The organism is Rhodococcus sp. BP-349 (assembly GCF_019835845.1).
GTDB lineage: Bacteria > Actinomycetota > Actinomycetes > Mycobacteriales > Mycobacteriaceae > Rhodococcoides.
Genome location: NZ_JABUDR010000003.1, coordinates 1 through 24,762, shown reverse-complemented (window position 1 = coordinate 24,762; position 24,762 = coordinate 1). Strand labels below are relative to the sequence as shown.

Here is a 24,762-nt window from a genome sequence, read left to right as displayed (position 1 = left end):
GGGTGCTTCGGCACCTCGGCATCACACCGGCGGGCGGTTCCCACGCTCACATCTCCCGACGTATCAGGAGACTCGGTATCGACACCGCGCACTTCACCGGACAAGCCCACCGTCGTGGGCGGTCGGCGGCGAACCGCCACTCTGCGGCCGACATTCTCGTCATCCGCCCGAGGGGCGCCGCGCGGGCGAAGCCTCATCACCTACGTCGGGCGTTGAGAGAGTCGGGGGTGCCCGAGTCGTGTGCGGGCTGTGGGCTCGGCGGAACGTGGAACGGCGCGCCCCTGCGACTCCACGTCGACCACATCGATGGAAACAACCTCGATTGTCGACTCGTCAATTTGCGGTTCCTGTGCCCCAACTGCCACAGCCAGACCTCGACGTGGGCCTCACGCACGCCCGTCTACGGCGACGACTTCTCGACTGTGGCCCGCACCGAGGTCGTCTAGACTCACCTGCACGCGCGAGTGGCGGAATGGCAGACGCGCCACACTTAGGATGTGGTGTCCGACGGACGTGGGGGTTCAAGTCCCCCCTCGCGCACCAGCAGGTGAGTCCCACCACGACCCCTACGACGCGGTGTCGTTGACCGTGCGCGGTCCGGTACCGTCGTGGTGTGGATCAGAGCCGGGACACCACCTCCAGGACACGCCGACCAGCACTCATCGTGCTGGTCGTCGTCGCTGCCTGCGGATGCCTGGCGCTCGGGTACTGGCAGTGGGAACGATTCGAATCGTCGTCCGGCACGGGTCAGAATCTCGGCTACGCCTTCCAGTGGCCCCTCTTCGCCGCCTTCGTCGTGTTCGCCTACCGACGGTTCGTCCAACTCGAGGACACCGTGGACGAACCGGTGGAGTCCACGGTGATCACCGAGATCCCCACCGATCTCCTCCCGCAGCGCCCGCCCGCTCGGGCGACCCGCGTGTCCGACGACACTGCCGACGACGAGGAGACTCGTCAACTGCGGGAGTACAACAGCTATCTCGCGGAGTTGGACGCCGGCCGCGAGAACGACAGGAGCACTTCGTGAGCACCGCAGAACCTCGTCCCGCCGCTCGAACCACCGGGGGTCGGCCGACCGACCGGCGGATCGAGCCCGCACTTCTGCGCTATCGCGTTCTCGCCTACGCCACCGGCGTCTGGCTGCTGGTGCTGACCGCGGAGATGGTGGCCAAGTACATCTTCGGCGTCGAGAACCTGCCCGGGTGGATCGCGATCGTGCACGGCTGGGTCTACTTCGCGTACCTGATCGTCACGCTCGATCTCGCCGTGAAGGTGCGCTGGCCCGTCGGCCGCACCATCGGCACGCTCCTCGCCGGCACCGTGCCGTTCCTGTCTTTCGTCATCGAGCACCGCCGCACCCAGCAGGTGAAGCGGGACTTCGCCGTCCGACCTACTGCGTGAGCGCGGTGATCTCCGGGAGCAACCGGCGCAGCGCGACACCGCGATGGGACGACGCGTCCTTCTCCGCAGGCGTCATCTCGGCAGCGGACTGCCCGGCACCGTCCGGAACGAAGATCGGGTCGTAACCGAATCCACCGCTTCCGGCACGGGTTCTCGACACACTCCCCCGCCACTCGCCGCGGACCACGTGCTCACGTCCGTCAGGCATCACCAGCGCGCAGGCGGAGACGAAGGCCGCACCGCGTCGCTCGTCCGGCACGTCGGCCAGTTGCGCCAGCACCAGCGCGGTGTTCGCGTCGTCCTGGCCGTGCTGCCCCGACCATCGCGCCGACAGCACTCCGGGCATACCGTTCAGTGCGTCGATGGCGATCCCCGAATCGTCTGCCACACAGGGCATTCCGGTCGCGGCGGCACCGTCTCGAGCCTTGATCAGAGCGTTCTCTTCGAAGGTCGCCCCCGTCTCGGGAGTCTCCGGGTACTCGGCGACCTCGTCGAGCCCCACCAGTTCCACGCCGCCGACGTGCGCGGCATCGAGCACCCGCCGCAGTTCGGCGAGCTTCTTCGCGTTGCGGCTGGCGACGAGGAGCCGGACGTCAGGCACCGGGCAGCTCACCGGGGTAAGGGGCCGCGAGTGCTTCCTTCTGGATCGCGAAGATGCGCTCGCAGCCGGCGAGGGCATTGTCGAGCATGGCGTCGAGGGTGGACCGCGGGAAGGTCGCGCCCTCGCCGGTGCCCTGGATCTCGACGAGTGTTCCGGTGTCGGTGGCCACGACGTTCATGTCCACCTCGGCGCGCGAGTCCTCCTCGTACGGCAGGTCCAACCGGACGCGACCGTCCACGACGCCGACCGACACGGCCGCGATGGCGCAGGAGATGGGCTGCGGATCGGCGAGCTTGCCGTGAGCAGCGAGGTAGGTGACGGCGTCGGACAGTGCCACGAAGGCCCCCGTGATCGCCGCGGTGCGCGTCCCGCCGTCGGCCTGCAGCACGTCGCAGTCGAGGGCGATGGTGTTCTCACCGAGAGCGGCGAGATCGATGCAGGCCCGCAGCGAGCGCCCGATGAGGCGGCTGATCTCGGACGTGCGTCCGCTGACCTTGCCCTTCACCGATTCGCGGCTGTTGCGGGTGTGCGTCGCGCCGGGAAGCATGGCGTACTCGGCGGTGAGCCAGCCGAGCCCGGATCCCTTGCGCCACCGCGGTACCCCCTCCTCCACGCTGGCCGTGCACATCACCCGGGTGTTGCCGAATTCGACCAGCACCGATCCTGCCGGGTGCGAGGTGAAACCGCGGGTGATGGTGATGGTGCGGAGTTCGTCGTCTGCTCTGCCGTCTTCACGTGTGGACACCCCTGCCACCCTAGTCGGGTCACCGACACAGCCCGGGGACGGACTGCCGCGCCCCCGAAGGGACCTGCGAGCGGTCAGACCTCGACGACGTAGCCGGGTGAGACGGCGTGCACCGGACCACCGAACTCTGCCTTCGCCTCCGCGACGACGTCCTCGCGTGACGTCCACGGCGGGATGTGGGTGAGCAGCAGTTCCGAGACCTCTGCCATCGCCGCCAACCGTCCGGCCTCGGTGCCCGAGAGATGCACGCCCTGAGGACGATCCGCGGCGTGTGTCCACGACGCCTCGGCCAGGAGCACATCGGCCCCGGTCGACAGTTCGACCACTGCGTCGCACATTCCGGTGTCGCCGGTGTAGGCGAGGACGGTGCCACTCTCGGTGGTGATGCGCATGCCGTAGGACTCCGGCGGGTGGTACACCCGTCGCGGCTCGATGGTCAGCGCACCGAACGTCACCACGGAACCGTCCCGGAGGTAGCGCAGATCGAGGGTGTCCGACATGTCGTCGATCCGGCCACCGCTCTCCGCGGACGCCACGCCCAGTCGGAACGCCATGTCCGACGGCCCGAGGACCACGGCACGACCCCTCACCGCAGTGGGGCCGTACCGGCGCCAGACCAGCAGTCCGGGGACGTCGAGGCAGTGATCGGCGTGCAGGTGCGAGAGCAGCACGTGCACGTCGGCGGGGTTCACGTACTTCTGCAGGGCACCGAGAACACCGGGGCCGAAGTCCATGACGAGCGGAGCGGTGTCGGGCGCCTCGATGAGATATCCCGATGCCGGCGAGTCCGGACCCGAGACACTGCCCGAACAACCCAGAACCGTGAGACGCATGGGTGTCATGCTGCCACGCGCGGTGAGAGGTCCGAGAGAGTTCGGCGACACACCGTGTCGTGAGATGTCCGAAGGGTCCGCACGGCTCCTGTCACCGGTGCAGTGTGGGCGACGGCGGGAGCGTGCGCGCGGCGCGTTCCCGGCGTGCCGCACCGGCGAACATCCAGGCCGCCAGCACTCCCGCCAGCGCACCGAACAGGTGGCCCTGCCAAGACACGTCCTCCTGCGTCGGGAGCACCCCCCACAACGCGCTGCCGTAGACGAGCAGAACCAGGACCCCGACGAGCAACTGGCCGAGATCGCGCGCGAAGACGCCGCGCACGATGAGGTACGACAACCATCCGAACACGATGATCGAGGCGCCGACGTGCAGGGAGGCGGTCTCGCCCGTCAGCCAGGTGCCCAGCCCTCCCCCGATCCACACCACCGCGGTGACGGCCAGACCGCGCCCGATGCCCGAGAGCATCAGCACGAATCCCAACACCAGCAGCGGAACGGTGTTGGCGAACAGGTGGTCCCACCCGTGGTGGAGCAGGGGGGCGAACGCGACGCCCTGGAGGCCGTCGACCGATCGGGGGCCGATGCCGTGCCGATCGAGGGCGAGACCGGACGCCACGTCCACCGCCTCGATGACATACAGAACGGCGACGAAGCCGCCGATCACCATGGCGGCGCTCGCCCAGCGCGAGCGTCGCGGCTGCGTGGCCGGCTGCGCGCCGGATGTTCCGAGGGTCATGGCGTCCCCGATCGTGAGGCGAGAGGTGGTGTCCGGTTTCGACGATACTCGAGAGCGCGCGTCGGGCTCACGCGCCGGAACTCGGGAACACGTCCCGATAGGGGGGAACCCCGGCCACCGCCGTCGCGGCGAGGATCGCCCGCGCGATGGCGCGCTCGACCACCGGAGCGACCGCCGCGCACACCCCGTCGAGCACGGCCAGATCGGGCATCATCATCGGCATGTCCACCTCGGCGGGGCGGGCGGCCGCACGTCCCGTCGCGATGGCGAAGATGGTGTCGCCGTCGAGCGGCGAGTGCGCCGGTCGGATCGCGCGTGCGAGCCCGTCGTGTGCGGCGACGGCCACCCGCCGGCACGCGGACTCGGTGAGCCGCGCATCCGTGGCGACGACGCCGATGGTCGTGTTAAGCGACGTGTCCTTCGGCGCGAGCTCGGCGGCCGCCCGCACGTCGTCCGCACTCGGGGTTCGCAGGCCCGCCTCCGGAACGGACGCCGCACTCCACAGGACACCCGTGTCGGGGTCGAAGACCGATCCGACCGGATTGACCACCATCAACGCGCTGACCACCAGCCCCGCCGCGGCGCCCGTCTCGATCCGTGTCGACGCGCTGCCGACGCCGCCTTTCAGGAGACCGGCGCGCGCGCCCGTCCCCGCGCCGACGCATCCGAGCGCGAAGTCGGCGGACGCGGCGGCCGCAGCTGCTCTCCCGAACTCCGCGTCCGGGCGCACGGACCAGTCCCCCATCGGCAGATCGAAGATCACGGCGCCCGGCACGATCGGGACGACACGGTCGTCTCGGCCCATCCGCACGCCGCGCCGATGGTCCTCGAGATGGCGCATGACCCCGTCCGCCGCCGCGAGACCGTAGGCGGATCCGCCTGTCAGCAGCACCGCGTCGATCTGCTGCACGGTGTGGGACGGATCCAGCAGGTCGGTCTCGCGGGTCCCCGGCCCGCCTCCGCGGACGTCGACGGCCGCGGTGACCGGCGCGTCCGTCATGACGACGGTGCAACCGGTCGCGCGCCCGGTGCCGTCGTGGTGCTCGCCGGACAACGTGACCTCGGGATCCAGCACGTGGTGGTGTCCGACGGTCAGTCCGGCGACGTCCGACAGCAGGTCGCGCATCACGGCATGAGTACCTGGACCAGCGAGTCCTGCATCCAGGTGAGCCAGTGGTAGACGTCCAGGTGCGGTGCTCGCGGATCGTCCTCCTCGAGTTGGTCGGGAGTGTCCGCGTCGATGCCGAGGGTGGTGCCGAGGGCCAGCCGGACGTCGTTCAGACCGGTCAGCCAGGAGTCGGCCTGCTCGCGGGTGAGAACGATCTTGCCGCCGCCGTTCGGCAGCGTCGACAGGATGGTCGCGCCGGCGGCGCGCTTGATGTCGATGATGTCCGGCTCGTACAGGCTGCGGAGGGCGCCGTTGAGGTCGGCCTGCTCGGCGAGCGCGTCGGACTCGGCCGTGTCGGCGCCCTCGGGCCGGTGGAAGTCGGGAAGCAACCGCGCGAGCGTGGGGTCCTCGGGAGCGGAGGTGTTGCCGGATCGCATGCCGGTGAGCTCGGCCAGGTCGTCGGTCGGCGCCTCGGCGCCCCGTCGCTCCAGCAGACCCACGACCGACTCGACGAGCGACCGCAACACGGCCACCTCGCGGCCGTCCATCTCCGACTTGAACTTGACGCCGCCCAGCGCGTTCTTCCGGGTCCACATGCGCACGACGACGGTCCTTCCAGAGTGGGTGAGACGAAGTGTTCGGGAATCAGACGTCGTGCTGCATGGTGGCCCACAGGCCCGCCGCGTGCAGCTTCTGCACGTCGATCTCCATCTTGTCGCGGGGCCCGCTCGAGACGACGGCCTTGCCTTCCGAGTGCACCTGCATCATCAGCTCCGTCGCCTTGTCCTTGCTGTAGCCGAACAGCTTCTGGAAGACGTAGGTGACGTAGTGCATCAGGTTGACCGGGTCGTCCCAGACGATGGTGACCCAGGGTGTGTCCGCCGAGGTGTCCTCGGACACCTCCACAGCCTCGTCGGGCGTGGCCTGCGGAAGTGTCGCGGTGAGATCCGAAGCCATGGCGCCCAGGATACGGCGTACATCGGTCGCCCCGTGACACGGTGACCGCTCTAGGGTGCAGTGGTGACCTCCACTGCGCTGTTCACCGATCAGTACGAGCTGACCATGCTGTCGGCCGCCCTCCGCGACGGTTCGGCGCATCGCGCCTGCACCTTCGAGGTGTTCGCCCGGCGGCTTCCCGACGGACGGCGCTACGGCGTCGTCGCGGGCACGGGCCGCTTCCTCGATGCTCTCCGCGACTTCCGCTTCGGCGAGGACGAACTCGCGTCGTTGTCGTTCCTCGAGGCGGACACCCTCGACTGGCTCCGGAACTACCGGTTCGGCGGCGACATCGACGGTTACCGCGAGGGCGAACTGTTCTTCCCCGGCTCCCCCATTCTGTCCGTGCGCGGCACCTTCGCCGAGTGCGTGATCCTCGAGACGCTCGCACTGTCGATCTACAACCACGACAGCGCCATCGCCGCCGCGGCCACCCGCATGGTCTCCGCGTCCGACGGCCGGCCGCTCATCGAGATGGGCTCTCGACGCGCCCACGAGGAAGCGGCGGTGGCCTCGTCGCGCGTCGCGTACATCTGCGGTTTCGCGGCCACGTCCAACCTCGAAGCGGTCCGCCGCCACGGCATCCCGGGCGCCGGAACCAGTGCGCACGCCTTCACGCTGCTGCACACGGGCGTCGACGGACCGGACGAGGCAGCGGCGTTCCGCTCGCAGATCGCCGCCCTCGGTGTGGGCACCACGCTGTTGGTGGACACCTACGACATCACCGCCGGCGTCGCGACGGCCATCGAGGTGGCCGGGCCCGAGCTCGGCGGCGTGCGCATCGACTCGGGCGATCTCGGTGTCCTGGCGCGGCAGGTCCGTCGGCAGCTCGACGACCTCGGCGCAACGCGCACCCGCATCGTCGTCTCGGGCGATCTGGACGAGTACGCCATCGCCTCGCTGCGGGCCGAGCCCGTGGACACCTACGGCGTCGGCACGTCCGTCGTCACGGGATCGGGCGCACCGACCGCCGGCATGGTCTACAAACTGGTCGAGGTCGACGGCATCCCCGTGGCCAAGCGCAGTTCGCACAAGGAGTCGCGCGGTGGACGCAAGCGCGCCGTCCGTCTGGCCCGCAGCACGGGCACCGTCGTCGAAGAGCTGGTGACGAAGGCCGGCGCGCCGTTGCCCGCGACCGATCCATACACGGTGCGGGAGCTGTCCGTACCCATGGTGCGCGGGGGCGAGATCGTGCACACCGCCACGGTCGAGGACGCACGCACGCTGGTCGCGGAGGGCCTGCGATCACTGCCCTGGGAGGGACTCGGTCTGTCCCAGGGAGATCCGGCCGTGCCGACGGTATTCTCCTGACCGTGGCCACCGCACTCGTCGTCGTCGACGTCCAGAACGATTTCTGTGAGGGCGGCTCACTGGCCGTCGAGGGCGGGGCGCGGGTCGCCGCCGCCGTCACCACGCTCGTCGCCGGCGCGAGCTACGACGCCGTCGTCGCGACACGTGATCACCACATCGACCCCGGCGCCCACTTCTCCGAGACCCCGGACTACGTCGACAGCTGGCCGCGGCACTGCGTCGTCGGCACACCCGGCTGCGACTTCCACCCCGATCTCGACCTCACCCCGATCGAGGCGATCTTCTCGAAGGGCGAGTACGACGCGGCCTACTCCGGTTTCGAAGGTGCCGACGAGTCCGGCACAGGCCTCGCGGACTGGCTCCGCGCTCGCGGCATCGATGCCGTCCACGTCGTCGGCCTGGCCACCGATCACTGCGTTCGCGCCACGGCCCGCGACGCCGCGCGCGCCGGCTTCGAGACGACGGTGCTGCTGGACTACTGCGCCGCGGTGAGCCCCACGACGGTGCCGGCGGTCCTCGCCGAACTCGCCGACGAGGGTGTACACGCCGACCGCTGACCGAGAGCCCGACGCGTCGGCACCCCGGCGTAACCTCGCACGGTGCCGCCGAAGTCGAAGTCCGAGTTGCCCACCGTTCCGAGTCTGCTCAGCACCGCGGTGACGGCGCTCGGCGGCACCGAGCGCACGGCCCAGCTCACCATGGCCTCCGCCGTCGCGCACAGCATCGACACCGGCGAGCACCTCGCGGTGCAGGCGGGCACCGGCACCGGCAAATCGCTCGCCTACCTGGTTCCGTCGCTGCGGCACGCCGTGACGTCGGGCAAGACCGTCGTCGTGTCCACCGCGACCATCGCGCTGCAGCGTCAGCTGGTCGACCGCGACCTGCCGCGGCTGTCGAAGGCCCTCACCACGGCCCTCGCGCACGAACCGAAGTTCGCGATCCTCAAGGGCCGCGGCAACTACCTGTGCCTCAACAAACTGCACGGCGCACCGTCCGACGCTCCCGAGGAGGAGCTGTTCGACGCCTTCGCCGTGTCGCGGCTCGGCCGTGAGGTCAAGCGCATCACCGAGTGGTCCTCGGACACCGAGACCGGTGACCGCGACGAGCTGAACCCGGGCGTGTCCGATCAGGCCTGGCGGCAGATGAGCGTGACCTCCCGCGAGTGTCTCGGGAAGTCGCGCTGCCCCTACGGCGAGGACTGCTTCGCCGAGCTCGCCCGCGTGGACGCGGCGCGCGCCGACGTCGTGGTCACCAATCACGCGATGCTCGCCATCGACGCCATCACCGGCATCTCGGTGCTGCCCGAACACGACGTCGTCGTGGTGGACGAGGCGCACGAGCTCGTGGACCGGGTGACGTCCGCCGCGACGGCGGAGATGTCCGCGACCGCGATCGGCGCCGCCATGCGTCGCTGCGGGAAGCTCGTGGAGGACGAGATCCTCGACCGATTGGCCGGTGCTGCAGAGGGTTTCGCCGCGTTGCTCGACGAACTCGAGGGCGGACGCTGGGAGGAGTTGCCCCCCGGCGCGTCCCAGACGATCGCGAGCATCCGCGACGCCGCGTGGGCCGTGCGCACGGCCATCGGACCGGCCAAGCAGGGCGGCGCCGCCGCGGACCCCGACGCGGCGGCCGCGCGGACCGCGGCTCTCGCTGCCATCGACGACGTGCACGACACCGCGGTGCGCATTCTCGAGACGTACGAGGAGAGCGATCCCGCGAAGCGGCGGGACGTGGTGTGGTTGGCCGTCGACGAGTTCCGCGGCGTCGTGAAGCGCGTGGTCCGGGTGGCACCGCTGTCCGTCGGCGGACTGCTCCGGACCCGGCTGTTCGCGGAGTCGACCGTGGTCCTCACCTCCGCGACGCTCACCGTGGGCGGCTCGTTCGACGGTCTCGCCGTCAACTGGGGTCTGCCGGCCGCCAACCCCACCCGCGTCGACGCGGCCCTCGCGACCGGCACCGAGGCACCGTCCGACGCGGACACGTTCCGGTGGAACTCGCTCGACGTGGGGTCGCCGTTCGACCACGGCAGGGCCGGCATCCTCTACATCGCCAAGCACCTCACCGCACCGGGGCGCGACGGTACGTCGCCGAGTCAGCTCGACGAGATCGCGGGGCTCGTGCGCGCCGCGGGTGGCCGCACTCTGGGACTGTTCTCGTCGATGCGCGCGGCGAAGGCCGCGGCGGCCGAGATGCGCGAACGGCTGGACACCCCCGTGCTGTGCCAGGGCGACGACGCCACCGGCGCCCTGGTCGAGCGCTTCGCACAGGACGAGGCCACGTCACTGTTCGGCACGCTCTCCCTGTGGCAGGGCGTCGACGTCCCCGGTCGGTCACTGACCCTCGTGATCGTCGACCGCATCCCGTTCCCGCGACCCGACGATCCGCTGCTGGTGGCGCGGCAGCGCGCCGTCGAGTCGCGCGGAGGAAACGGGTTCCTCGCCGTCGCCGCGAACCACGCGGCGCTACTGCTGGCCCAGGGTGTCGGCCGACTGCTCCGCAGCGTCGACGACAAGGGCGTCGTCGCCGTGCTCGACTCCCGCCTGGCCACGGCGCGGTACGGCGGCTACCTCCGGGCGTCGCTCCCACCGTTCTGGGAGACGACGGACCCGGAGATCGTGCGCAAAGCGTTGACGCGCCTCACCGCCACCTAGACCTGGACCTGGACCTGGACCTGGACCCGCAGGGACCTACATCGGGGACGGACCTGCGACCCGACCGAGCTCGGCGTCGCCCGCGAGCAGCGGATGGTGCGGCAGGACCCGCACCGTGTACCCGACCGACCCGGAGAGCGGCAGCGTCGTGTCGGCGAGGAATTGCTCGCCACCCGCGGCCGATCCCTGGTGCAGCATCGGAACCGTCACGACGTCGCCGAGCTGCTCGTCCTGGTCGACGTGGCCGAACACGGCCTGCACGGACACGTCCGACGGGCCGAGTCCGCCGAGACCCACCGTCGCGGACAGGGTGAGTGTCGACCCCAGCACCGGGGTGTCCGGCAGCCCGTCCGCCTCGACGTCGGTCACCGTGACCGCGGGCCACGCCGCATCGACACGGCGCCGATAGTCGGCCATCGCCTTCGCACCGGCGTAGTCGTCGGAGATCGACGCCGCACCCGCTCGGGTGGCGGGACCGTAGTACTGCTGCGTGTAGTCGCGAACCATCCTCGACGCCAACACCTTCGGGCCCGTGACCGTCAGGGTGTGCCGCACCATCTCGACCCAGCGCGCCGGCAACCCGTCGTCGCCCCGGTCGTAGAACTTGGGGAGCACCGACTTCTCGAGCAACTCGTACAGCGCCGCGGCCTCGAGATCGTCGCGGCGGTTCTCGTCGACGACGCCGTCGGCGGTGGGGATCGCCCAGCCGTTCTCCCCGTCGTACATCTCGTCCCACCATCCGTCTCGGATGGAGAGGTTCAGTCCGCCGTTGAGAGCGGACTTCATGCCCGAGGTGCCGCACGCCTCGAGTGGCCGCAACGGGTTGTTGAGCCAGACGTCGCATCCCCAGTAGAGGTAGCGGGCCATCGACATGTCGTAGTCGGGCAGGAAGACGATGCGGTGCCGTACGTCGTGCTGATCGGCGAATCGCACGATCTGCTGGATCAGGGCCTTGCCACCGTCGTCGGCGGGGTGCGACTTGCCGGCCACCACCAGCTGTACCGGGCGGACCGGATCGAGCAGCATGGCGCGCAGGCGCTCCGGTTGCCGCAGCATCAACGTCAGTCGCTTGTAGGTGGGAACACGGCGCGCGAATCCGACCGTGAGCACCGACGGGTCGAACACGTCGTCCGTCCACGCCAGTTCGGCATCGGTGGATCCGCGCTCGAGGGCCGAGTTGCGCACGCGGCGGCGCACTTCCGTGACCAGCTCGGACCGCAACGCGGAGCGCGTCTCCCACAGGTCCGCCGCGGAGACCTCGGCCAGCTGCTCCCAGCCCTGCGCCTCCTCCATGGTGTGGGTTCCCACCGTGCGCGCCGCGAGGTCGAGCCACCGCTGCGACGCCCAGGTCGGTGCGTGCACACCGTTGGTGACCGAGCCGATGGGGACGTCGGACGCGTCGAATCCCGGCCACAGTTCGTCGAACATGCCGCGGCTGACGATGCCGTGGAGCTTGGAGACGCCGTTCGCGCGCTGCGCCGACCGCAGCCCCATGTGCGCCATGTTGAAGACTGCGGGGTCGCTCTCGCGGCCGAGTTCGAGGATGCGTTCCATCTCGATGCCGGGCAACAGCGACGACTCGGCCGTGCCGTCGCCGAAGTAGAGGCGCACCAGATCCGCGGGGAAGCGGTCGATACCTGCGGGCACGGGAGTGTGCGTCGTGAAGACGGTGGAGGCACGCACCGCGGCGAGCGCGGAATCGAAGTCCAGCCCGCCCGCGTGCAGTTCTCGGATGCGCTCGAGACCGAGGAACCCGGCGTGGCCCTCGTTCATGTGGAAGACGCTGGGCGCGGGAAGCGCGTGGTACTCGGTGTAGGCACGCACGGCGCGGACACCGCCGACCCCGGCCAGAATCTCCTGCTTCACCCGGTGGTCCTGATCACCGCCGTACAGGCGATCGGTCACGCCGCGCAGCTCGGGATCGTTGTCCGCGATGTCGGAGTCCAGCAGCAACAGCGGGATGCGTCCGACCTGGGCGATCCAGATGCGCGCACGCAGCACACGGTCGCCCGGCATCGCGACGTGGACGAGCACGGGGGAATCGGACTCGTCGGTGAGCAGTCGCAGCGGCAGACCCTGCGGGTCGAGGGACGGATACCGCTCGGCCTGCCAGCCGTCGGCCGTCAGCGACTGGCGGAAGTACCCGGAGCGGTACAGCAGGCCCACGCCGATGAGGGGCAACCCCAGATCGGACGCGGCTTTGAGGTGATCGCCGGCGAGGATGCCGAGACCACCGGAGTAGTTGGGCAGCACCTCGGAGACGCCGAACTCCATCGAGAAGTACGCGATACCCACCGGCAGATCCGCACCGGAGTCGACCTGCTGCTGGAACCATCGGGGTTGGGCCAGGTAGAGGTGCAGATCGGCGACGAGATCGTCGACGCGCTGCACGAACGCGTCGTCGTTCGCCAGGTCCTCGAGGCGGGACGAGCGCACCTCGCCCAGGATGCGCACCGGATCGCGGTCACCACTGACCCACAGGTCCGGATCGATGCTCTCGAACAGCTCCAGGGTCGGCGGATGCCACGACCATCGCAGGTTGACGGACAGTTCGGCGAGTCCGGAGAGACGGGCCGGGAGCTGCGCGCGGACGGTGAATCTGCGGAGTGCTTTCACGATTCCGAAGACTACTGCGGGCGACCGCGGCGCACCGTGGTTCTGCGTTTGCCGAGGAGCCGTTCGGGTACTTCTCCCGGTGGCGTCCGAGACTGCCGCGTGCCTCGTCCGCAGGTCGCGTCGGTGCTCTCGGTCGGTTTCGAGAAAGACCGGGGCATCTCGTCTACGGTTGACTTCGAGCTCAGCCCGACAACCCGACATCGACAGAACTGCGACAACCAGCAGAAAAGGGGCTTCGGTGACAGGCCGTATCGGCATCGACGACGTACTACCCAACACATCGTCCGGTAAGTATCCCGCCAAGGCCGTTGTGGGAGAAACATTCCCGATCACGGCCGCGGTGTGGCGCGAGGGGCACGACGCCGTCAACGCGACGTTGGCGGTCCGCGGGCCCGGCCAGGGCAAGTCGGTTCACATCCCGATGGTCCCCGGCGAGCAGCCGGACATCTTCCACGGTGTGTTCACTCCCGACACCGAAGGCTTCTGGATCGCGCGCATCGAGGGCTGGGGCGATCCGATCGCCACCTGGATGCATGCCGTCGAGGCGAAACTCGGCGTGGGCCAGGGACCGGCCGAACTGGCCAACGATCTCGAGACCGGCGCACGCCTGTTCGAACGCGCGGCCAAGAACGTCGGTCGCTCGGAGAAGCCACTGCTCGAGAACGTCGTCACGGCGCTGCGGAGCGACGCACCGCTGCCGTCGCGCGTCGCACCGGCGTTCACGCCCGAGGTCCGCGAGGTCCTGCACGAGGCGCCGCTGCGCGAGCTCGTCACGCGCGGCGAGGCCATCAACGTCTGGGTCGACCGCCGCGAGGCACTCGTCGGCTCGTGGTACGAACTCTTCCCGCGCTCCACGGGCGGCTGGAACGAGGACGGCACTCCTCGCCACGGCACGTTCGAGACGACCATCGGGGCACTCCCCCGCGTGGCGGCCATGGGCTTCGACGTCGTCTACTTCCCGCCCATCCACCCGATCGGCAAGGTCAATCGCAAGGGCCGCAACAACACTCTGACTCCGGGACCCACCGACGTGGGCTCGCCGTGGGCCATCGGCTCGTCCGAGGGCGGCCACGACGCGGTGCATCCCGAGTTGGGGACGGTCAAGGAGTTCCGCGCACTCGTCACGGCCGCACGCAAGCTCGGCCTCGAGATCGCTCTGGACCTCGCCCTGCAGTGCGCACCGGACCACCCCTGGGCCGCCGCACATCCCGACTGGTTCACCGTGCTCCCCGACGGCACCATCGCCTATGCGGAGAACCCTCCCAAGAAGTACCAGGACATCTACCCGGTCAATTTCGACAACGATCGCAAGGGCATCTACGCGGAGGTGCTGCGCGTCGTCAAGTTCTGGATCAGCCAGGGAGTCAAGATCTTTCGGGTCGACAACCCGCACACCAAGCCACCGGACTTCTGGGAGTGGCTCATCGCCGAGGTGAAGAAGACGCACCCCGACGTGCTCTTCCTCGCCGAGGCGTTCACGCGCCCCGCGCGGCTCTACGGTCTCGCGCGACGCGGTTTCACGCAGTCCTACACGTACTTCACGTGGCGCACGGCCAAGTGGGAGCTCACGGAGTTCGGACAGGAGATCGCCGCCAAGGCCGATCTGGGTCGACCCAACCTGTTCGTCAACACGCCGGACATCCTCCACGAGAGCCTGCAGAAGGGCGGCCCGGGCATGTTCGCGCTGCGTGCCGCTCTCGCCGCCACCCTGTCCCCCACGTGGGGCGTGTACTCCGGATACGAACTCTACGAACACCTCCCGGTGCGCGAAGGCAGCGAGGAGTACCTCGACACGGAGAAGTTCGAGTTGCGCCCCCGCGACTTCGAGGGCGCACGTGCTCGCGGCGAATCGCTCGAGCCGTGGTTGACCACGCTCAACGCCGTCCGCAAGGCGCACCCGGCGTTGCAGCAGTTGCGCAACATCCACTTCCACCATGTCGACAACGACGCGATCATCGCCTACTCGAAGTTCGACGCGGTGACCGGTGACGCGGTGCTGGTCGTGATCAACCTGAACCCGTTCGGCGCCGAGGAAGGCACCGTCTGGCTCGACATGCCGCAGATCGGCCGCGACTGGCAGGAGCACCTGACGGTGACCGACGAGGTGAGCGGCCAGCAGTTCCAGTGGGGCCAGGCCAACTACGTCAAGCTCGAGCCGTGGCGATCGGTCGCCCACATCCTGGCGCTGCCGCCCGTCCCGTTCCCCGCCCGCACCGAACTCGCCTTCCGGAAGGAGATCTCATGACGGAACGCACCACACCCGGCGCGAGCACGGACACCCTCGCTGCTCCCGGCGACCACGACCTCTCGCTGCTCGCCCGCGGGCAGCACCACGACCCCCACTCGGTCCTCGGCGCGCACCCGATGCCGGGCGGCACCGCCATCCGAGCCCTGCGTCCCAACGCCCTCGGCGTCACCGCAGTCATCGGTGGGAAGGACCACGAGCTCACTCACGTCGCCCACGGCGTGTTCTCGGCCCTGGTGCCGGTGGAGGATCTCTCGGACTACCGGCTCCGCGTCGAGTATCCGGGTGGTCACCAGGTGACCGTCGCCGACGGCTATCGGTTCCTGCCGACACTCGGCGAACTCGACCTCCATCTCTTCGGGGAAGGGCGCCACGAACGACTCTGGGACATCCTCGGAGCGCATCTGCAGAGCTACACGACGCCCGACGGACCGGTGAACGGCACCTCGTTCGCGGTGTGGGCGCCGGGCGCCGTCGGCGTCACCGTCGTCGGCGAGTTCGACGGCTGGGGCGGTCAGACCTGGCCGATGCGCGTGCTCGGCACCACCGGTGTGTGGGAGCTGTTCGTCCCCGACATCGGCGCCGGCACGCTCTACAAGTTCCGGGTGCACGGCAGGGACGGCTCGGTGAAGGACAAGGCCGACCCGATGGCCTTCGCGACCGAGGTCCCGCCGTCGACGGCGTCGGTCGTGAACCAGTCGTCGTACGAGTGGTCGGACAGTGACTGGATCACCGCCCGTGCCGAGCTCGAACCGCACCGGGCGCCGATGAGCGTGTACGAGGTGCATCTCGCGTCCTGGCGCCCCGGACTGAACTATCGCGAACTCGCGGAACAGCTCTCGGCTCACGTCCGCGAGACCGGCTTCACGCACGTCGAGCTGCTGCCCGTCGCCGAACACCCCTTCGGTGGATCGTGGGGATACCAGGTCACCTCGTACTACGCACCGACGTCGCGCTTCGGCTCCCCCGACGACTTCCGCGCCTTCGTCGACCTCCTGCACCGTGACGGCATCGGCGTCATCGTCGACTGGGTCCCGGCGCACTTCCCCAAGGACGACTGGGCCCTCGCGCGGTTCGACGGCTCCCCGCTCTACGAGCACGGGGACCCGCAGCGCGGCGAGCAGTTGGACTGGGGCACCTACGTCTTCGACTTCGGTCGTACCGAGGTGCGCAACTTCCTCGTCGCCAACGCGCTGTACTGGATCGAGGAGTTCCACATCGACGGGCTCCGCGTCGACGCGGTCGCGTCGATGCTCTACCTGGACTACTCGCGCCCCGAGGGCGGGTGGAGCCCCAACATCTACGGCGGTCGCGAGAATCTCGAGGCCGTGGCGTTCCTGCAGGAGATGAACGCGACCGTGCACAAGCTGCACCGCGGCGTGGTCACCGTGGCCGAGGAGTCGACGTCGTGGCCCGGCGTCACGCGTCCCACCAGCGTGGGCGGCCTCGGCTTCTCCATGAAGTGGAACATGGGCTGGATGCACGACACGCTCGGGTACATCGGGCGCGATCCGATCCACCGCGCGTACCACCACCACGAGGTCACGTTCTCCCTGGTCTACGCCTGGAGCGAGAACTTCGTCCTGCCCATCAGCCACGACGAGGTCGTGCACGGCAAGGGCACGCTCTGGTCCCGCATGCCAGGTGACGACTGGGCGAAGGCCGCGGGTCTGCGCGGCATGCTCGCCTACATGTGGGCGCATCCCGGCAAGCAGCTGCTGTTCATGGGCCAGGAGTTCGGCCAGACGGCCGAGTGGTCCGACGAGCGCGGTCTCGACTGGTGGGAGATCGGCGACGAGGGAAGCGGCTCGCTGCACCGCGGTGTGCAGCAACTGGTCGGCGACCTCAACCGCACCTACGTCGCAGGCCCGGAGTTCTGGACACAGGACGGCTCGCCCAGCGGCTTCTCGTGGATCGACGCCAACGACACCGCGAACAACGTGCTGAGCTTCCTGCGCTTCGGCGACGACGGCTCCGTCACGGCCTGCCTGTTCAACTTCTCCGGTTCCCCGCACGGCGACTATCGTGTTGGATTACCCGAGCCGGGCCGATGGGTCGAGATCCTCAACACCGACGCGGAGGTCTACGGCGGTTCGGGAGTGGGCAACCTCGGTGAGGTCACCGCGACCGAGCACTCGTGGCACGGTCGTCCGGCATCCGCTCGGGTCGCCCTTCCGCCCTACGGAGCGATCTGGCTCAGACTGGAGAGATGATGCGCGGGGCTCGCGTCCGGTTCGGCTGGTCCGCGAGCCTCCTCGCACTCGCCGTCACCACTGCGCTCACCTCGTGTGGCGCGGTGGTGACGGGCTCCCCCGTCTCCATCTACGACGACCCCTTCACCGTCGCCGGTCTCCCCGTCACGGACGGCCCGTCCGGACCGAGACCTGGTGTCTCCCATGCCCAGCTCGACGTGGACGGCGCAGCCGGAACGGACGTCGACCTGCTCGCGACGGATGCCGTGGACGACATCCAGAAGTTCTGGCGCACCACGTACTCGACGCTGTTCCGCGGGTCCTTCCAGCCCGTCCGGTCCCTGGTGTCCTGGGACGCCACCGCCGCCGCCGGCGAGGGTCCGCTCTTCTGCAGCGAACCGACGGACGGTCTCGCCAACGCCGGATACTGCTCGCTCGACGACAGCATCGGCTGGGACCGCGGGCTGCTCATGCCGGCCATGATCGACGCGTTCGGACCCATGTCGGTGGTCATGGTGCTCGCCCACGAGTACGGCCACGCCGTGCAGACGCAGTCCGGCCTCGTCGGGGACGACGACCCGACCATCGTCGCCGAGCAACAGGCAGACTGCTTCGCGGGCGCCTTCATGCGCCATGTCGCCGAGGGCGACTCGACCCACTTCACGCTCGACACCTCGGACGGGTTGAACGACGTCCTCGCGGCCACCGTGGCCGTCCGCGACGTCGACCCCGGTGATCCCGACTCGGTGCACGGCTCCGCGTTCGAACGAGTCACCGCCGCCCAGATCGGCTTCACCGACGGCGCCGGGGCCTGCACGCGCATCGACGAGAAGGAGGTCGAGTCGCGGCGCTCGACCCTTCCCCAACAGTTCGACAGCCCTCTCGACACCGGCGAGCTCCCCGTCACGCAGGACTCGCTCGAGCAGTTCGCCGCGACGTTCGAACAGGTGATGCCCACCGCGGATCCCCCGACGGTCGACTACTCCGGCGCCGACACCGGGTGCGCGGACGCGCTCACCACCGAACCGGTCTCCTACTGCCCCTCCACGAACACGATCGGTATCTCGGTCGACGCGCTGGCCGATCGCGGACGTCCCACCGAGGTGAGCGAGGACGACATCGTGCCTCTCGACGTCACCGGCGACTACGGCGCCTATGTCCTCTTCGTCTCCCGGTACGTGCTGGCCGTGCAGAACGAGGCCGGCCAGGGCCTGACGGACGCCCGAGCTGCGCTCCGGTCGGCGTGCCTGTCGGGAGTGGTCACCGCAGCGCTGAGTCCTTCCGACACGGCCGCGGCGCAGAGGTCGACGGTGACACTGTCACCGGGCGACCTCGACGAGGCGGTGTCGGGTCTGTTGTCGGACGGGCTCGCCGCGAGCGACGTGGACGGTCGCACGGTCCCCAGCGGCTTCGCGCGCGTCGACGCGTTCCGCTGGGGCGTGCTCGGCGGCCGTGAGGCGTGTGACGGCCGCTACTCCTAGTAGAGGGCCGACGCCAGCTTGCGTCGAGCAGAGACCACCAGCGGATCCGCCGGGTCGAAGAGCTCGAACAATTCCAGCAGCCGGGCGCGAGCACGGGCGCGGTCGTCCTCGCGCGTGCGCCGGACCAGGTCCACGATGCGCGCGAACGAGTCCTCGGTGCGCTGCTGATACAGCAACGCATCGGCTGCCTGGAGTCCGAGATCGACGTCGTCCGGCTGCGCGTCGGCCTGCTCGACGATGTCGTCCGGCAGCCCCTGCACGCGCGCCAGGAATCGAACCTGACGCACGCCGTTCACTGCCTGCTTGTTGGCCGGCTCGGCATCCACGATCTCCTGGAACGCCGCCTCGGCGCCCGCGAGGTCGCCCTCGGCGAGCGCTGCCTCGGCCGCGTCGAAGCGCGGGTCCTCTGGCTCGGGGGCCGGTTCGTCGGCGTTCGGGACACCGGTCAGCTTGCCCTCGACGGCGCGGGCGATGGCCGCCAACCACTCACGCAGGCTCTCCTCGGGCTGCAGACCCTGCAGATCGGCGAGCGGCTGCCCTGCGGCGACGGCGACCAGCGTGGGAACGGCCTGCACGCCGAAGGCCTGCGCGACGCGCGGGTTGACGTCGACATCGACGTTGGCCAGCACCCACGTGCCGTCCCCCTCGACCGCGAGTGCCTCGAGAGTCTGCGTCAGCTGCAGCGACTGTGGAGAGCGTGGCGACAGCAGATTGACGATGACGGGGACCTGGCTCGAACGCACCAACACCTCGGCCTCGAAGTCCACCTCCGTCACCGTGACGGAAACCGCGAGACCGTTGGCCGCGGTGGGAGCCGGCGGCGCGGACGCGGCCTGTGCCTTGGCCTTGAGCGCCGAGAGGTCGACCGCGCCGGACATGGCGGCGGCTGCCGCGGCCGACGGACGTACTGGTGGGCGGGATCCTGGTCGAGTCACGACACTATTTTGTCACTTCGCCGCGGGCAGCGGTGATGCGGCTCCGGCCGGTCGAACCAGACGTCCGGTCCTCGACGCCCACACCTCGAAGACGATGGTGCCGAAGGGCGGGATGCTCGCCAGCAGCGCCAGCACCGTGACGCCCTTGCTCCATCGCAGAGCGAGAGCGGTCAGCACGGTGATCACGAGGTAAAGGACGAAGACCGCGCCGTGCAGCATGCCCGGGATCCGGACGCCACTGTCGATGTTGGGATCGGGGACGTACTTGACGGCCATGCCGATCAGCAGGGCGACCCAGGTGACGGCTTCCGCCACGGCCACGACGCGGAACCACCGGACTATCGACGGCTGCGAAGCGGAAGTGGTCGCGGCGGATACGGTGCTGGACAGCTGGTTGTCGGCCATGTGTCCATTCTGCCGCAGTCCGTGAACGGCCCTCGACCACCGACGGCGTCATCTTGGCCACACGGCGTTGGCGGTCGTCCAGAGATGCCGGCGATCGATTGTGACTCAGACCACGCCCGAACCGCGGCGAAAAAGGTCTAACGTCAAAGTATGACGAGCATCGACGAGCACACCACGGCGACCGCGGACGCGGTGACGGCAGGCCTCGTGACGGCCATCGACCACGTGGGGATCGCGGTGGCCGACCTCGATGTCGCCATAGAGTTCTACCGGACGCACTTCGGAATGGCGGTGACCCATCGCGAGGTCAACGAGAGCCAGGGCGTCGTCGAGGCGATGATCGCCGTTCCCGGCGCGGCCGACGGTGCGGCGCAGATCCAGCTCCTCGCTCCCCTCGACGAGACGTCGACCATCGCCAAGTTTCTCGACCGCAACGGCCCCGGCCTGCAGCAGCTCGCCTTCCGAGTCCGCGACGTCGAGGAGACCGCAGAATTCCTGCGCGAGCGCGGTGCTCGGTTGCTGTACGACGCTCCACGTCGTGGCACCGCAGATTCACGCATCAATTTCGTCCACCCCAAGGACGCCGGCGGCGTGCTCGTCGAGCTGGTCGAACCCGCCGCGCGCTGAACCCTCACCGGGACCCGTCGTGAACTGCACCCGACGGCCGAAACGGGGCGCGTGACGGTAGGTTGTCCGCATGGCACCAGAGAACGTCAGCGGTAGCAGCTCCCTGCCCTTCAGCGTGGTCCGCAAGGGTTACGACAAGGACGAGGTCCAGCGGTACTTCGAGCGGTTCGATGCCGAGCTCCGCGTCATCGCCACCGACCGCGACGCGGCAGCCGCTCAGTCCCGCGATCTGGCGGTCCAGCTCGAGGACGCCCGCGACGACATCGACGATCTCCGCAAGGACATCGATCGGTTGTCGGTCCCCCCGACCACCGCCGAGGGCATGAGCGATCGCATCTCCCGCATGCTGCGGCTCGCCTCGGACGAGGCGTCCGAGGTGCGTGCCAAGGCCGAGGCCGACGCGGCCGAACTCGTGTCCGTGGCCGAGCAGGACGCCACCCGCATGCGCGGCGAGTACGAGGGTCTGGTCGCGGAGCTGAAGGACCGAAGGTCCGCACTCGAGACCGAGCACGAGCAGACCATGGCCGAGGCGCGCACCGCCGCCGCCCGCATCGTCGAGGAGGCGCAGGCCGAGCGTGATCGCCTCGCCGCCGAGGCGGAGAAGAAGCGCGCTGCGGTCCAGGAAGACTTCGAGATCACGATGGCCGATCGCCGTACGAAGGTGATGAGCGCTGTCGACGAACTCGAAGCCGACTCGAAGGCCGAGGCGGATCGTCGCCTCGCCGATGCCACTGCCGAGGCCAAGCGTCGCCTGCAGGCTGCCACCGAGCAGTCCGAGCGCCGCATCGCCCACGCCAAGGAACTCGCCGAGGAACTGCGGGTCCTGCGCGGCCGGGTGCTCGCTCAGCTGCTCGGCATCCGCGGCCAACTGGACTCCGTGCCGGCCATGCTCGCCTCCGTCAACCGGGAGAGCGAACTTCTCGACGCGCCGCTGGCACCGGACGACCTCGAGATCGACGAGACACTGCTCGACGAATCCCCGGCGGAGACGTCGAACGAGCGCTCCTCCAACGGCCAGTCCAGCTCGGCTCAGTCCTGAGAGTCAGGACCATCTGCGGGTGAGTCCGCGGCTGCCGCGGCCGGACCAGCATCCGGTGTGCCAGTGCCGCCTGTCGTCGGGTCCGCCGAGCTTCTCGGCGGGCCAGACGACCACGTGGGCCACACCGGGCACGATCTCGTGGTCGCAGCCGGGGCACCGATAGGTCTTGGTCGCCCGAGCGCCGGGAATCGGCCGGACGACGTACTCCTCGTCGCCGTCGAACGACGGGCCCCGCTCCACTCGCGCCGTGGCGTCACCGAACGTCGGCGCGGGGCGTCCCGGTCGGCCCGACCGGCCGGCTCGTTGGTTGTTGCGTCTCGGCACTCGACCGATGGTAGGCGACCGCGTCAGAAGAGCGTGAACGCGGACGATTCGATACCGCGAAGGGAATCGTAGTCCAATGTGAGGCAACGAATTCCGCGATCCTCCGCGAGCGTCTTCGCCTGCGGCTTGATCTGCTGTGCCGCGAACACGCCCCGCACCGGGGCCAGGAGCGGATCGCGGTTCAACAGTTCGAGATAGCGAGTCAGCTGTTCGACACCGTCGATGTCGCCTCGACGCTTGATCTCCACCGCGACCGTCGCACCGTCCTCGGCGCGACACAGAAGGTCCACGGGGCCGATGGCCGTCGGATACTCCCGGCGCACCAGCGTGTATCCGTCTCCTAGGGTGTGCACGTGCTCGGCGAGCAGTTCCTGAAGGTGCGACTCGACGCCGTCCTTGGTGAGACCGGGATCGATTCCGAGCTCGTGGCTGGTGTCGAGCTCGACGTCCTCGATGGTGATGCGCAGTTCTTCACCGGCCTTGTTGGTCACGACCCACAGCTGCCGGTCTACCGGCACCACGTCGCCGTCCGCAGGGAGCGCCTCTGCGGGGTTCTCGACCAGCCAGCACGGCGGCGTCATCCAGTTGAGCGGCTTGTAGGCCCGATCGTCCGCGTGGACGCTCACCGATCCGTCGGACTTGACGAGCAGTAGACGCTTCGCCCACGGCAGATGGGCCGTCAAACGACCGACGTAATCGACCTGACACCGAGCAATGACCAGACGCACCGGGCAACCCTATCGACCGGGTGGGGCAGAGTCAGGCAGGGGTCGCGAGCTGTGTCTCCTCCGACCGTCCCCTCAGGGTCACACTCCTGCCGAACGACCACTCCTCGCTCGACTGGTCGTGTGCGTGCTCCACCGTGCGCGCCGACGCCACCAGACGCCCGTCCGCGGTCTTGGCGAGCTCGGACAGCCGTGCAGCCTCGTTGACCGGATCGCCGATGACCGTGTACTCGAACCGCTGCTTCGCGCCGATGTTGCCCGCCACGGCGCGGCCCGACGCGATACCGATGGCTGCCTGGCAATCCGGGACCTCGTGCTCGAGGCGCCGCATGATGGCGCGTGCCGCATTCAGCGCCTCACCGCAGTGATCGTCGAGATCACCGGGTGCACCGAAGATGGCCAGTGCCGCATCACCCTCGAACTTGTTGACGAACCCGTGGTGCTTGTCCACCTCGTCGACGACGACGTCGAAGAAGCGGTTCAGCAGGTCGACCACCTGAGCCGGCGGCTGCGACGACGCCAGCTCGGTGGATCCGATCAGATCGATGAAGAAGACGGCGATGTCCCGCTCCTCCCCGCCGAGCTCCGGATTGCTCTTGAGCGCCGCCTCCGCGACCTCCATGCCGACATGACGGCCGAAGAGGTCCCGAATCTTGTCGCGCTCCGCGAGCCCCTCGGCCATCCGGTTGAAACCGCTCTGCAGTTCTCCGAGTTCCGTGCCGTCGTACACGGACACCCGAGCGTCGAGATTGCCGCGTTCGACCTCGACCATCGCCGAGCGCACGTTGTCGATGGGCGCCGTCGTCGCCAGGCCGCCGAGCAGTGTCAGTGCGAAGCCGAACAGGAACGTGATCCCGCCGAGCGCCAGGATCGCGACGGCGAACTGATCGGCCGTCGTGTCGTCACGGATGAAGGACGCGATCGCGATCACCATCAGACCCGCCACCGGGACACCGGTACCCAGAAGCCAGGACAGCAGCGATCGGCCCATGACGCCCGCGATACGGATGCGACGGAGATCGCCGGCCTCGAGCGCACGCGCCGCGGCAGGGCGTAGCGCGAACTCGGTGAGGAGGTAGCTGAACGCACACACGGTCGCACCACCGAACGCGATGGTGAAGGCGACCTTGGGAATGGAGTTCGGATCGATGATGCCGTCGGCCGTCGTCACGATCGCGAGCCCCGCGATCCACAGACCGATCTGCAATCGGGTGAGCCGCCACGGCATCGCCAGCGTGCGCTTCTGTTCCTTGCGCGTGGGCACGCGATCCTCGATGGCCCAGCGGAGCCCGTTGACCGTACGCCTGGTTCCCCAGACCACCCCGATGACGAAGGCCACCAGCAGGTAACACGGGATCAGGATGAAGTTGACCCACCAGTACTCGCGCGGCGTGACGACGTCAGGCCCCGGGACCACCACGCTGATGAGAGCACCGACGATGACGGCACCTATCGCGTTGGCGCCGAGAAGAAAGACCGTGAGCAGGATCTGCACTCGGATACGCCGGCGGCGGGGTGACTCCTCGGTGTGCCCGAGCAGCGGGGAGCCCAGGGGCGATATCGAGCGTCGTGGTTTCTGCGGCATGGTGGGTAAGAGACTATCCCGGCGTGAACACGACGGGACTCGGCTTGATCGGACTGCGTCCGGACACCGATGCCCATGCTGCTTTACCCGTGAATGCAGAAAGCCCCCCGACCTGTGGTCGGGGGGCTTTCTGGGAAGGGTTGTTCGGCGGTGTCCTACTCTCCCACACCCTGTCGGGTGCAGTACCATCGGCGCTGGAGGGCTTA

23 protein-coding genes and 1 tRNA gene are annotated in these 24,762 nt (G+C 69.1%); 11 read left to right on the top strand and 13 right to left on the bottom strand.

Annotation, left to right across the window (positions count from 1 at the left end; all coding sequences use genetic code 11):
* Positions 1–458: 458 nt before the first annotated feature.
* The 3 genes from HQ325_RS16475 (at position 459) to HQ325_RS16465 (ending at position 1,401) form a co-directional block, all read left to right on the top strand.
* Positions 459–543 (top strand) — tRNA-Leu (locus HQ325_RS16475).
* Between the two features lie 70 nt (positions 544–613).
* Positions 614–1,027, top strand: coding sequence for a transcriptional regulator (locus HQ325_RS16470; RefSeq protein WP_222631186.1), 414 nt, complete (start codon positions 614–616; stop codon positions 1,025–1,027).
* Positions 1,028–1,086: 59 nt separating this feature from the next.
* On the top strand, positions 1,087–1,401 hold the full coding sequence (locus HQ325_RS16465; protein ID WP_374107253.1) for a DUF3817 domain-containing protein: 315 nt from the start codon (positions 1,087–1,089) through the stop codon (positions 1,399–1,401).
* Here the strand turns inward: HQ325_RS16465 and rdgB are convergent.
* The 7 genes from rdgB to clpS all read right to left on the bottom strand — a co-directional run bounded on the left by rdgB (position 1,391) and on the right by clpS (position 6,381).
* Positions 1,391–2,002, bottom strand: a complete 612-nt coding sequence (rdgB, locus tag HQ325_RS16460) for an RdgB/HAM1 family non-canonical purine NTP pyrophosphatase (RefSeq protein WP_308014746.1) — start codon at positions 2,000–2,002, stop codon at positions 1,391–1,393. The genes HQ325_RS16465 and rdgB overlap by 11 nt on opposite strands.
* Positions 1,995–2,747, bottom strand: coding sequence for a ribonuclease PH (gene rph / locus HQ325_RS16455; protein ID WP_027505493.1), 753 nt, complete (start codon positions 2,745–2,747; stop codon positions 1,995–1,997). The genes rdgB and rph overlap by 8 nt, the downstream gene beginning before the upstream one ends.
* A 74-nt stretch (positions 2,748–2,821) precedes the next feature.
* On the bottom strand, positions 2,822–3,580 hold the full coding sequence (locus tag HQ325_RS16450; RefSeq protein ID WP_222631182.1) for a cyclic nucleotide-degrading phosphodiesterase: 759 nt from the start codon (positions 3,578–3,580) through the stop codon (positions 2,822–2,824).
* A gap of 91 nt (positions 3,581–3,671) precedes the next feature.
* On the bottom strand, positions 3,672–4,316 hold the full coding sequence (locus HQ325_RS16445; RefSeq protein WP_222631179.1) for a rhomboid family intramembrane serine protease: 645 nt from the start codon (positions 4,314–4,316) through the stop codon (positions 3,672–3,674).
* 67 nt (positions 4,317–4,383) lie between these two features.
* Positions 4,384–5,442 (bottom strand): P1 family peptidase, encoded by a 1,059-nt coding sequence (locus tag HQ325_RS16440; protein ID WP_222631178.1) that lies wholly within the window; start codon positions 5,440–5,442, stop codon positions 4,384–4,386.
* Positions 5,442–6,026, bottom strand: coding sequence for a DUF2017 domain-containing protein (locus HQ325_RS16435; protein ID WP_056448931.1), 585 nt, complete (start codon positions 6,024–6,026; stop codon positions 5,442–5,444). Before HQ325_RS16435 ends, HQ325_RS16440 begins: the two co-directional genes overlap by 1 nt.
* A 43-nt stretch (positions 6,027–6,069) precedes the next feature.
* Entirely contained in the window at positions 6,070–6,381 is a 312-nt protein-coding gene (gene clpS / locus HQ325_RS16430) for an ATP-dependent Clp protease adapter ClpS (protein ID WP_261778464.1), read from the bottom strand.
* 60 nt (positions 6,382–6,441) lie between these two features.
* Here clpS and HQ325_RS16425 point away from each other — a divergent pair, with 60 nt between their 5' ends.
* From HQ325_RS16425 to HQ325_RS16415, 3 genes are read left to right on the top strand one after another with little or no spacing between them, the layout of a single operon-like run.
* Entirely contained in the window at positions 6,442–7,731 is a 1,290-nt protein-coding gene (locus HQ325_RS16425) for a nicotinate phosphoribosyltransferase (protein WP_307806248.1), read from the top strand.
* Between the two features lie 2 nt (positions 7,732–7,733).
* The gene (locus HQ325_RS16420) at positions 7,734–8,288 is read left to right on the top strand and encodes an isochorismatase family protein (protein WP_308014747.1); all 555 of its coding nucleotides are present in this window, start codon (positions 7,734–7,736) and stop codon (positions 8,286–8,288) included.
* A 42-nt stretch (positions 8,289–8,330) separates the two neighbouring features.
* Positions 8,331–10,382 carry an ATP-dependent DNA helicase gene (locus HQ325_RS16415; protein ID WP_308014748.1) on the top strand — a complete coding sequence of 684 codons (2,052 nt, stop codon included), beginning with the start codon at positions 8,331–8,333 and terminating at the stop codon, positions 10,380–10,382.
* Between the two features lie 36 nt (positions 10,383–10,418).
* On the opposite strand, the gene glgP is transcribed toward HQ325_RS16415, so the two are convergent.
* Entirely contained in the window at positions 10,419–12,998 is a 2,580-nt protein-coding gene (glgP, locus tag HQ325_RS16410; protein ID WP_222631177.1) for an alpha-glucan family phosphorylase, read from the bottom strand.
* A 238-nt stretch (positions 12,999–13,236) separates the two neighbouring features.
* Between glgP and HQ325_RS16405 the strand changes: the two genes are divergently transcribed.
* From HQ325_RS16405 to HQ325_RS16395, 3 genes are read left to right on the top strand one after another with little or no spacing between them, the layout of a single operon-like run.
* Positions 13,237–15,243, top strand: a complete 2,007-nt coding sequence (locus HQ325_RS16405) for a maltotransferase domain-containing protein (protein ID WP_222631176.1) — start codon at positions 13,237–13,239, stop codon at positions 15,241–15,243.
* Complete coding sequence (gene glgB, locus HQ325_RS16400) at positions 15,240–17,456, top strand: 1,4-alpha-glucan branching protein GlgB (protein WP_222631175.1); 2,217 nt, start codon at positions 15,240–15,242, stop codon at positions 17,454–17,456. Before HQ325_RS16405 ends, glgB begins: the two co-directional genes overlap by 4 nt.
* Positions 17,453–18,916 (top strand): metallopeptidase, encoded by a 1,464-nt coding sequence (locus tag HQ325_RS16395; protein WP_308014749.1) that lies wholly within the window; start codon positions 17,453–17,455, stop codon positions 18,914–18,916. Before glgB ends, HQ325_RS16395 begins: the two co-directional genes overlap by 4 nt.
* On the opposite strand, the gene HQ325_RS16390 is transcribed toward HQ325_RS16395, so the two are convergent.
* Positions 18,913–19,794 (bottom strand): tetratricopeptide repeat protein, encoded by an 882-nt coding sequence (locus tag HQ325_RS16390; RefSeq protein WP_222632480.1) that lies wholly within the window; start codon positions 19,792–19,794, stop codon positions 18,913–18,915. The two genes, HQ325_RS16395 and HQ325_RS16390, sit on opposite strands and share 4 nt — an antisense overlap.
* Positions 19,795–19,863: 69 nt before the next feature.
* Entirely contained in the window at positions 19,864–20,256 is a 393-nt protein-coding gene (locus tag HQ325_RS16385; protein ID WP_222631174.1) for a DUF3817 domain-containing protein, read from the bottom strand.
* A 150-nt stretch (positions 20,257–20,406) separates the two neighbouring features.
* Between HQ325_RS16385 and mce the strand changes: the two genes are divergently transcribed.
* Both mce and HQ325_RS16375 read left to right on the top strand, forming a co-directional pair.
* Complete coding sequence (mce, locus tag HQ325_RS16380) at positions 20,407–20,883, top strand: methylmalonyl-CoA epimerase (protein ID WP_222631173.1); 477 nt, start codon at positions 20,407–20,409, stop codon at positions 20,881–20,883.
* 70 nt (positions 20,884–20,953) lie between these two features.
* The gene (locus HQ325_RS16375; RefSeq protein ID WP_261778462.1) at positions 20,954–21,922 is read left to right on the top strand and encodes a hypothetical protein; all 969 of its coding nucleotides are present in this window, start codon (positions 20,954–20,956) and stop codon (positions 21,920–21,922) included.
* A 3-nt stretch (positions 21,923–21,925) separates the two neighbouring features.
* On the opposite strand, the gene HQ325_RS16370 is transcribed toward HQ325_RS16375, so the two are convergent.
* From HQ325_RS16370 to HQ325_RS16360, 3 genes are read right to left on the bottom strand one after another with little or no spacing between them, the layout of a single operon-like run.
* Positions 21,926–22,246, bottom strand: coding sequence for an ATP/GTP-binding protein (locus HQ325_RS16370; RefSeq protein WP_222631172.1), 321 nt, complete (start codon positions 22,244–22,246; stop codon positions 21,926–21,928).
* A 23-nt stretch (positions 22,247–22,269) separates the two neighbouring features.
* Positions 22,270–22,974: an endonuclease NucS gene (gene nucS / locus HQ325_RS16365; protein ID WP_222631171.1), complete on the bottom strand. Its 705-nt coding sequence runs from the start codon at positions 22,972–22,974 to the stop codon at positions 22,270–22,272.
* Positions 22,975–23,005: 31 nt separating this feature from the next.
* Positions 23,006–24,556: an adenylate/guanylate cyclase domain-containing protein gene (locus HQ325_RS16360; protein ID WP_222631169.1), complete on the bottom strand. Its 1,551-nt coding sequence runs from the start codon at positions 24,554–24,556 to the stop codon at positions 23,006–23,008.
* Positions 24,557–24,762: the final 206 nt, after the last annotated feature.